Source organism: Elusimicrobiota bacterium, from assembly GCA_041658405.1.
In the GTDB taxonomy this organism is placed as follows: domain Bacteria; phylum Elusimicrobiota; class UBA5214; order JBBAAG01; family JBBAAG01; genus JBBAAG01.
In genome coordinates this window covers 1-11,677 of sequence record JBBAAG010000086.1, presented here as the reverse complement: position 1 = coordinate 11,677, position 11,677 = coordinate 1, and the positions used below count along the sequence as shown (strand labels likewise).

General features: G+C 44.6%; 1 protein-coding gene. It reads right to left on the bottom strand.

The features are described 5' to 3' along the window. On the bottom strand, positions 1 to 11,677 hold an 11,677-nt coding region (locus WC955_11605; GenBank protein ID MFA5859695.1), incomplete at both ends, for a hypothetical protein.

The following is an 11,677-nucleotide window of genomic DNA, read 5'->3' as shown; positions in this document are numbered from 1 at the left end:
CTCATCACATGCATTAACGGATACTGTAAACGCTTCACCGGCTTTGTGTGTTAACACAGACCCAGCCTTACCTTCAGTAGTACCCGGCTGCACGGCCTGATTCAAAGCAACAACTCTCAATTTTTTTACTTCCCCAGCGTTGACGGTAACCGTTGGGCTCTGGTCACTGGTATACGACGTTGCGGGATCACTTTCACCGGTATCCGTCGCCTGTACGCTTTGCCCGCCGGAAGTTATCATTCTTACAGCATAAGTTTTAGTACCATTACTCAACTGCGCTCTCAACCCGGCAGAATATTCGGACCCCCACCATGTTTCGTCATTAGCATCGCTGGTAACTATTCTTACTACCGGCATTGTGGCAGTTGAATGTTTATTAAAGTATTTATCAACTAAGTTTACTGTAACATAATATGTCGTCCCCGCAGTCATTGCTGACGGATTACCTGACTTACCAAAAGGTGCTGCCTGGCCATAATAATTTGTCTCCGGTTCATTAGCTTTCCCGGGATCCGCGGTTTCACCAGGGAGCAGGACTAGCAACTTCAGCGCAGTATTAGGCCGTACCACAACCCCCAGCGATGTCCCGCTTGACAATGATGTTCCATTGTAAACCGTGGCATACACATACTGAGTTGACGCTGTAACTAATGTCACATTAAACGTCGTTGTCCCGGATACCAGTGTCCGTGTTGCAGGATGGACATCATAACTATCTGAAGTAACCACCTGAATATCTGCGGTAACGTCATCTTTACGGTTCCAATAATAATCACACGCGTTTACAGTAACCGTAAACGCCACCCCCGCGGTTTGATTTGTGACAGAGCCGCTCTTCCCGCCGGTATTACTATCATACGGCGTTTTACCCCAATCCGCAGATTCGTTCGGTAATAACACCTGCAGTTTTGTAGCTACTGACGGTGACAATGCAATATTCCCTGTATTCGTATGCGCAGTCCAGTTAGTCCCTCCTACATCCTGTGCGGTAATCGTATGATTCCCGCGCTGTACCAGCGTTACGGAGAACGTAGTGGTCCCTTGTATCAACCCGCCTGCAGAGACAAGCGCTTTATCCTGATATACCGGCGTATCGTACGAATCCGAAGCTGTCATCCTAACAGTAGTAGACGTAGAAGTAGCTATATTCCAATACTTATCACACGCGTCTACTGTAACGGTGAACGCATCCCCTGCGGTTTGTCCCGTCGGGCTTCCGGACACCCCACCGATTTGTCCCGGTATTCTTGACTGCCCGGGGACAAGAACTCTCATCTTCTCAGGAGTAGCATGAGATACAGTAATATTTTTTGTACCAAAAATAGTTGTATTAACAACATCCGTTACACGTAATTCACGTGTCCCCGACTTTGCGAGTTTTAACGACTCACTTGTTATCGTGATAGAGAACTCTTTTAAGCCCTGATCCTGACGGCGGAATTCATAATTCTTAGGCAACCACCCTTGTTCCGGCTGGTATGTAGTTGTTGAGACATAACTATACTCCGGCCCCTGTCCGACAGGATAAACACCATCAACCGTAAAGCTGACTGTTGACTGATAACTTCTTGCACGGTTACCGTATTCATCCAGTGCTTCAAGAGTCATCCCAACCTGTGTCCCTGCGTTATAAGCAGTATTAACTGTTATTCTAAAACTTCTCGCGGGATACGCTATACCGAACCGTTTCCATGTAGCCTGTGTATTTTCCTGCTGGTTATCCGCGTTATCCGTCGCCTGAGATTTTACGAGGTAAAGATTACCGGTCACCCATTTCCCTGACATTGACGGTGCACTCCATGTGGTACCACCGCTGCACTGTCCCCAATTATTTGTTACTAACGACCCTGTGTAGTTCGTCCAGGTTGATGCGTTCCAATCCCACACTTTATCCGGAGTAATAGTATCAACCTCACCGTTTTCGTTGAGGTCCATCACCAACGCAATGTATGTACCGTTAGATTTCACTCCGCTATTGTTCAACGCATTACTGCTATCCGCCGCAGTTCCTGTAATGTTACCGATATCTTCATAGAATGTATCAAACACAGGATAATTAACTACAGAAGTAGGTTTTGTAACATCATAAATGTATGTATTTGAACTAATTGAAGTTTCAGTATTATCTATATTATCATATCCGCGTGAACGCAGGCGGTAATAATGCCCGTCAGTCCAGCTTAGCGCCGCCTGCCAGTATGACCAGTTAACCGTCACCCCGCCCGGAGCAACTGTTGAAATATCTAACCAATAAGAATCCTCAACCCCTTCTTCCCAGTTACCGTCAGACTTAAAGAACAAACTTGTCCCGCCGGTAAGGTCACGCAGCGTTATCTGCACTTTCTTAATCCCGGCAGTAGAGTCATACGCCGTACCTGATATTGTAGTTAATGTTTTTACAGTACTATACGCCTGCCCATCTGCGGGGAATTGTATTCTTGACACCGGCGCGGTGTTATCATACCAGAATGTACATGTTGACGGGAACAACGCGATATTCGGCGGTGCGGGTAATGTATTATCCCGAACTTCAATGTCTAAGGTATAACTCGTCCCGCTGGTAAGCGCCGGATATTTGGAGTACGACGTATTGTAGAATGCCGGTGTTGTATAAGACCACGTGATTTCACCGGAACCATTACCGGTAATTGTAAAGTACTGATTATCCGTACCCCAGGTTTCAGATATACGATCCCAGTATTTACCGTCTGAATTACGGAAGATACGCATCTTAACAATATTTGTTACGGTTTCATAATCCCTGCTGGTACCCGAGATTGTAGACAAACTAGATATCTTACTTCCTCCGACAGGATTTGTAACAGCCGCTATTGGCGCAGCGATATCATAGATAAATGTTGACGTAGAATACCCTGTCTGATATGTACCGGTCAAATCTTTAGAACGCACATTAACTCTGTATGTCCGTGAGTTAGTCCATGAATATTCCGTACCTGTTGATATATATGTCCATGTAATAGTCCCTCCCGCGGTAGAGGAACCGTTTGCCAGGTTCCACGTTTCCTGATCACCATCATCCCACGCGCCAAGCCCGCCGTTTGTTGCCTGATTCCAAGTACGCGTCGCAATAGTATCAAAAATCTTTGTCTCAACCCTTGTAATACCGTACGTATCATTTGCCGTACCTGTAATCGTAGGTATTGAATGATATGCTTTCTCCGGCATCTCAGGTAATACCACTTCAGCCGACGGTGCAGTCTGGTCATTTCTCCATGTAGACCCCGCATCCAGAGGTTCAATTTCAGAATTCTCAGCGTTATCATATGCCTTACACTGAATTTGGTACTGCTCATTATTTACCCATGACGGTAACCCTGTACTGCGATACCACTTACTTTCCGCAGAAACCCAGGTAGTATCGAGTTCCTGAACATCACTAACCCATGACCCGCTGCCGTTATAATACTTATTCAACCGTGCAGCATCACCTGCCGTGCATTTAATAATGACTTTAACATACTGTATACCGCTGAAACTATCACTTGCCGTACCTGAAAGAGTAGCAACACTTGAATAATACCCGCTATTTGCAGGATAAGTTACTCTTGACAACGGACGCGTGGTGTCATAGTTGAATGTAACAGAATACCCCGGTGTTTCTTCGTTAGAGGCATTATCAATCGCCCGTGATTTTACCTGGTATGTCACACCGTCAACCCATGCGGGAATAACCGACGTGTTCCAATTTTCTTTATCAGTAACCGTATGCCACGTTTCATTTGAATTCCACGAACTCCCACCCTGCCAATATGTTGCACTATAGGTTAAATTACGAACCAATATTTTTACTGAACCCACGCCAAACTTATCATAAGAAGTACCCGATACCGTCGTGAGGCTCTTCATATTTGAACTGATCCCGGTAATTACAGAAGTCGGTTTCGTAATGTCATACCTAAAATTAACTGAAGACAGAACGGTTTCATAATTCCCTGGTAACGGCAATGCGTTGTCATACGCTTTTGTATAAACAGTATAGGTCGAATGAGTGACAAGCTTACTCTCAAACCCTGTGTATGCCCACACTGTATTCCCGCTGGATAATGAAGAAGCATCAAAGTATTGTTCACTTCCGGTGAAATCATTACCATCCCACCATAACGCAGAGGTTTGATTATAGACTCCAGCTTTTGTTAATCTCACCCCGCTGCTACTCGCAGTATCCGTACTTGTCCCGGAGATTGTGGTTAGAGTGTTGATAGTTGCCCAGTCCGCCGGGAGTGTAATTTTACTGGTTGGCGTTGACATATCACAAATAAATGTATTGGAATCAACACCCACGGTTACTTCAGTTTCTTCTAATGCCGGTGATGATTTATCCTTTGCGCGGCTAATAACCAAATACTGATGCCCGTCAGTCCATCTGGTATTATCAAACGCATAAGTCCAGCTCGTCGCGCCGTATACGTTTTCATAGATCGCAGTATCACTACCAAACGATGAACCATTCCACCACTTCCTAATTGTTTTATCCAGTATTGCAACACCGTTGAAGTTTGACTCAACACCAGCGGATAACGCACCGCCGGTTGGAATTGTATCTTCAGCAGTACCGCTAACCGTCTGAACGGTATGATAATATTTCGCAGTTTCGGGTAACGTAAGGAACGAATTCGGGCGCGTATAATCATAACTAAACCTTGTATCGTATGACGGTAAATCAGTCTCAGTATTTGCCGCTCTGTCAGTAGCTTCGACCAATACCTGGTACCGTTTCCCGCTGGACCACGCAACTGTTGTTGTATAAGTCCATGAAGTTTGATAAACATTACTAACTGCAACCCATGTGGAATCCAGGATAAATGAACTCCCGTCCCAATACCGGTTATCAGTTTCATTATAAACTTTTAACCTCATAGAATTCGGCCCGCTATAGTCATCATAGACTGTACCCGATATTGAACTAATTGCGCTATAAATCACACCAGGTACTGGATAAGTAACCGTGCTAACAGGCACAACATTATCAAAATCAAACCATGTTTCATCAAGACCTGTTGTGGTAACAGTTTCAGTATTGCCAGCTAAATCATACGCACGGCTTTTTACGAGATAATTTTTCCCGCTTTCCCATATAGGATAATTCGCGCTACCGCTTGTCCATTTCCAGTTCGTATCCTCAGCGTTGTACCATAACTCAGCATCCGCAGTAAATGTAGTTCCAGTCCACCATTTGCCCGTAGGAGGGTTAGCCTGTACCGCAACTTCAATCTTCTGTATTCCTGATACATCAGAAGCAGTACCTGTGATAGTTGCCATCACATTTTTTATCGAATTATGCGCAGGTGTTATAACAGCGGAAACCGGTGCTGTGATATCATACGAGAACTGAACATCAGTCTTTGCGGATTCTTCGTTAGTCGCAACATCTTTAGATTTATAACTTAGTAAATAAGTATACCCATCACGTAACGTCGGGCATTGCCATGTCCACGACCAAATCGGCCCTGAACCGCTAAGTGCTGCTGTTGAGTACACCACAGACGTTGCGTTGAATGTAGAAGAACCATTCCACCATGGCCCCGTAGGCGCTTCACGCACCGCTACGTACATATACGTAATCCCCGCGGGTTCATCCTTCGCCGTACCTTCAATAACAGGCACGACATTAAGTTTTGCATTATTCGAAGGATACGTCACTACTGATGTAGGTTTGCTTATATCATAAGTAAAACTAAACGACGCAACTGATGTTTCTTCATTAACTGCCGGAGCGGCATTATCTTTAGACTTTGAATACATTGTATACTGATGTGCATGCTGCCATGCCGGCAAACCAGTTGTTTTAATCCAGTTGACAGGTGAAACATTGGTAGTCGTCGTATTAATCCAATACTCACCATTCTGCCAGTTATCCACGCCATTCCAGTATGTTGTCCCTTGTGTAACATCACGTATTGCAAGCACCACCTGCCCGACCTTAGCGAGATAATCATCCGCCGTGCCGGATATTGTAGTTAACACATTCAAACTACTGCTGGAAGGCAGTATGATTATTGAATCCGGTTCAGTTTTATCCACCCAGAACGTGATACTTCTCACAGTATACGATGACTCAATATTACCAGCATCGTCATATGCCTGTGTCTGCAGGTAATACGACACATGCGTGGTTAACGCGGAATTCAAACTTGCATGCGTATAATCCCATTCCCCACCTGTTGGAACATCGCTAACCCATACCGGCGCATTTGCGCTGAACTGCGGAGTTGCCTGATAAGGATCCCAGTATTTACTTATAGAATTATCCCGAACGAACAATCTCACCTGTGTTACATTCCCGGCAGTAGCACCGATATCTGCGGCGGTACCGCTGAGCGTTGTAACGCTTGACCGTATACTTGCGCTTGAGGGTAATGTCACGTACGACTGCGGGGCTGTTACGTCATAAACAAATGTCCATGTAGTATATGCTACACACAAATTTTGTGCGTTATCATATGCACGCGCATTAATTTCATAAGTAAACCCGTCTTCCCACGCAGTAAACGTGGTATTCCAGACTGACCACATAGGTGTAACGCTTGATTGTACTACAACCCATGCCTGCTCACTTGTCAACCCGGAATCCCAATTATTAATAGAATTATTCCAGTAAACTGTAAGTTTCTTAATTCTGAGCTCTACACGGTTTATCCACGACGCAACTTTTTCTCCTGCACCGTCAGGATCTTCATCATTTGCAGTCCCTGAAATTGTAGGCAAGTTATTATAACGGTTCTGGTTATACGGCAATGCCAAACCAATTGTAGGTTGAGTGTTATCGTATACAAACGTTGAAACCTGAACAGTTGACTCATTATCCGCGTAATCAACGGCTTTCTCACGGAATTCATACTTCATACCATTTTCCCAGGTCGGCGTTGAACCTGTGAACATCCAGTTTAACCATGTCCCACCAACCTGTTGAGCGGATAACCACTGGACATCCGGCTGGTTAAACCCGGAACCATCCCAATAATTCCCTGATGGCGGGTTATATCTAACGGCAACTTTTACTTCCTTGAGTTCTGATCTTAACCCCACAGTTCCAGGATCACTCGCAGTACCGGACAACGTTGACAATGGTGCGGGTTCATACTCAGTATTCGGCTGGAGTACTGCGCTATACGGTGCGGATGAATCATACACAAATGTCCTGGTAGTCCACCCGCTGAGATTTCCTGCGAGATCCAGCGCGCGGGTATTCAATGAATATTGTACCCCGTTTTGCCAGTTATTATACGGCTGTGCAACTGACCATTCCGCCTGCGAATTTGCCTGTTGCGTACTGGATGTCAAAATCCATGTATCCGACGTTGAAGTCCAGGAAGATACTGCTAGATAGAGGTCATCACTCCCGCGTTTAACGCGCAGCAGCGTTTCCCTGATATTAGCGTAACTATTCACCGGTACATCTACCGCTGTTCCACTGACATATGGCAACGTATTGTTTGGACCGTAGTATACGCCAACTACCGGCTTAATGATATATGTAACCGGCACTTCTTTATCATATAAGAACTGGAACATCTGCCCTACAGATTCCCAGTTTTCAGAGGTATCCTTAGCCCGCGCTTGAACTCTATAGGTAACCTGACTTGTCCATCCATTTGAACCTTCTAAATCAGCGTCTGTGTAAGACCATGTTGTTGAAGTACTGCCAGGAGTATTGACAACAGCGGTAACCTCTGTTACGCTTTCAGAATCAAACTTTACTCCAGTCCAGTAATACGTATCATTACTCAGCAGATATGAAATTTTGAGCTTAGTTTCAGTTACACCGCTATAATCATCTGTTACAGTTCCGCTAAGCGTAGCTAAATATTTATATGTCCCGCTGCTGATTGGAATGGTAACCTTAGCGCTTGGTACCTGATTGTCATACCAGAACGTATTTGACGAATAACCCACAGCAAATTCTGTCCCATCATTAGTTGCAGGATCAACACCCTTTGATAATACGAGATACCGGTGACTACTCTGCCAAGGCAACGTAATTGCGGGTGTACCGTAGTACCAGAAGGTAGCACCACTACTGAGTGTCGCCTGCCGCCAATCAACACCGGTAGTGTTAAAACCCGCACCATCAAAATATTTGCCGGTATTAAGATCCTGAATAGCTACATACGCAGCACTAACTCCAGTATAATCATCAGCAATACTACCGTACAACTGCGGAATCGCGTTTGTATTGTCGTTGTAACCCACATTATTAACCGGTTTCTGTACAGTTGTTTCCGGTGCTAAGGTATCCATCTGGAATGATATGGTACTATACACTACCTGAACATTCCCTGCTTTATCAACGCCTCTCGGTATTATACGGTAAACTTTTTTCGAGGTCCATGGTGATGGCGTGTCAGTATACTGCCACCACGTATTTGCAGAAGTAAGATTCGTGGTTCTTACCCAAGACGAGGTGTTTACTACCCATTTTGTAACCGGCCCGTGCCAGTACTGATTATCCGTTGCGTTCCAGATGATAAGCTCGGTATAACTCGGCCCGGCAGCATCGTCTGACGTGGTACCTGAGATTGTTGGCATAGTATTATAGAACCCGCTATCGACAGGATATGTTATCTTAGCTTCCGGCGGGATGATATCAACTGTAAACGACCTTGAAGAAACCGGTGTTTCGTAATTATTTACGGTATCATTAGTTTTCATCCTAATTTGATACCGTTTACCAGACACCCATTCAGGTGCAGCTAAACGCCAATATGAAACATTATCCGACTGATTATATACATTAGCAGTAAATAATACATTGTCTTCGCTATAACTACTTACGGATTCCCATGTTCCTGAACTTGTCCACCACTTCCACCATTTATCAGTATTATTAATTTCACCATAAGGTTCTTCATCAAGACGAATCGACATTTTTACGCCGTTACTGTCAATATTTGCATATTTAAAACTCGCTGAACCTGTCCAGTAATCCGCGGTTGTACCGGAAAGCGTAGTTAACGGATCTACTGTGGAATATCCAGTATCTTCCACCGGCCGCGTAACAATTGACGTTGGTGCATGGGTATCTATATAAACTGTATAAGTCCGTGATGAACTCACCACACTAATACTATCAGTACCCTTAATTGATACCCTATACTCTTTCCCGCTTTCCCAAACAGGTGAATTATATGTCCAGTTAACGGTTCCCTGAGTATCCCCGGTCATTGTAGTATCCGGCCAGTCCCCAGGTTCGCTTGACACCCATGAACCATTCCAGTAATACCCGTCAAATACACGGTAAATCATGATCTCAACCTTTTGCATCCCGGATCTGTATAACGGGGATAACGGATAATCAATCGCCGTACCGGTAATACTTGCCAGAGAAGAATAATATGTATTATTCGCAGGTGATTCAAAATATGCAACCGGTGCTGAAGAATCAAACCGGAAATATTTTTCCTGTACTACCTGTTCATTCCCAGGTAACGGCAACGCATTATCTACCGCCCATGCACGGATATTATATTCATGCCCCTGTTTCCACTGCGCGTTTGGCACATCCGTAGAATACCATGTTACCCAGCTATCCGCTGTAATAGCAGTCCATGTTGAAACAGTACTTACAGACCATCCGCCGGAAGGATATTCCCAATACTTACCGTATTCCGAAGTACCGGAAGTATTGTCATTAATTGTAAACTTGACATATTTCATACCGGAAACAAACGGTGCAGTTGAAACTGATGGAATGACATCCGTAGAAGTACCCGAGATTGTGGGTAATGCTGAGTAATACACTTGTGCTGCTGCGGGTAAAGTTATCCTTGAAGACGGCAAAGTGTTATCATAAACAAACGTTGAACCTTGAACGTTGTACCAATCCGCATAATTTTCGGCATAATCAAAACTCTTGTTTGAGATATAGTATGAACACCCGCTTTGCAGCATACCCTGTAAAGCAGCACTGTAGTAAGTCCAACTGCCATCTCCGGTACCGATACTGAAATATGTGGCCTCCGGATTATTCCCGGTAAACGCTGAACCATCCCACCACAGCATTGAAGGATTTTCGCGGACCGCAATTCTTCTGTTATTAGTCCCTGAATTATTTCCGGGATACGGTTTATCTTGTGCGGTCCCTGAAATTGTCCCGATTGATTTCCAATACTCCGCATTTGCCGGTTTGGTAACCGCAATTTCTGGATTACTTACATCATATAAGAACTGTTTTGTTGAATAATTAATGCAGTACCACCCTGCTTTATCGAGAACACGCGTGCTTACTTCATAATATCTCCCGCTGGACCATTTCGTAAATGTTGCGTACCACACTTCCCATGAGCTTGTATTTGTAGCAACAAACCATGCGGTTTCAGGATCTGTGATTGACGATGTAAAGTCATCTAACCCGCGGCTATACCACTGCGTATTCGTAACGTCATAGACTCTTACCTGTACATATTCAATCTGCCCGTTCGCAGAACCTGCCATATCGACTGCTGTCCCTGAAATTGTGGGTAATGCGTTGTACGAACTCTTTGACGAGCTAGGAACAAGCAATCCTACCTCCGGTTCGGTTTGATCAAACGTAAAATTCATCCCCACATATGCCGACTGATTCAACGATTGGTCATAGGAATACGCGTTAACCAGATAATTTCCGCCGTTAATCCAGGAAGGAGTAGAAGCTCCTGTTAACGTCCATGTAACCGTACTTCCGGAATCTAATGGATCGGAATACGCTGTAATCCAATACGTCGTTCCTTCAACAAACTTATCGCCTGTACCGCCTGGATTAAACCAATCACCCGTTGGCGGATTTTTCTGTACTGCAACCTTTACGTAAGCAAGTTTAGAACCATACGTTGCGCTACCAGGATCCAACGCAGTACCTGAAATTGTAGACAACGTTTTCTGCCAATTTGAACTTGGTTTCAATAATTTTGTTATAGGTGTTGTCGTGTCATACCAGAAAGTAGAAGTTGTCCACCCGCTGAGGTTAGCAGCAAAATCTACTGCCTTGGAATTAAGGTCATACCTATATCCGTCATTCCATAAAGTATCCGATGCGTAGGTCCACGGCATAGTTGCATTAACCACAACCCAGGTAGAACTATTACTCACCCACGTTGTGTTATCCCAGAACAAATCTCCCGGAGTGCGTTTCACACGCAGGTAGACTTTTTCAACTTCACTTAATACACCGCCGGCAGGATTATCAGCAGACGTACCTGAAATGGTTAACAACTGCCGTGTAGATGACCCATAATATTGCTGGTCAGGTTTTGTGAATGCAGTCTCCGGTACAGTTGTATCATAAATATATGTAACAGTGTCCAATGTAACATCATAATTCCCTGCACGATCCTTCCCGCGGGAAATTATTCTATACCGTGTTCCGCTAGTCCATGCAGAATCAGATATTGCATAAGTCCATGTTTTATTTCCAGTACCGGCTGTAACAATTGTCGGGCACCAGGTTGAACCTTCAACCCATGTACCACTGTAGTAACTCCAATACTGGCTATTCCCGGCAATACCTTCTGTTCTCTGAATACTAATACTTACACTTTCAATACCGGAAAGATCACCGTTTGCCGTGCCGGTAATGGATGTGAGGCTCGATAAAGACGTGTTGTTTGACGGAACTGTTATCTTACTCACCGGCGGAGTGGTGTCATAGTACAGTGTATACTTCAGGCTCGGTGTTTCTTCG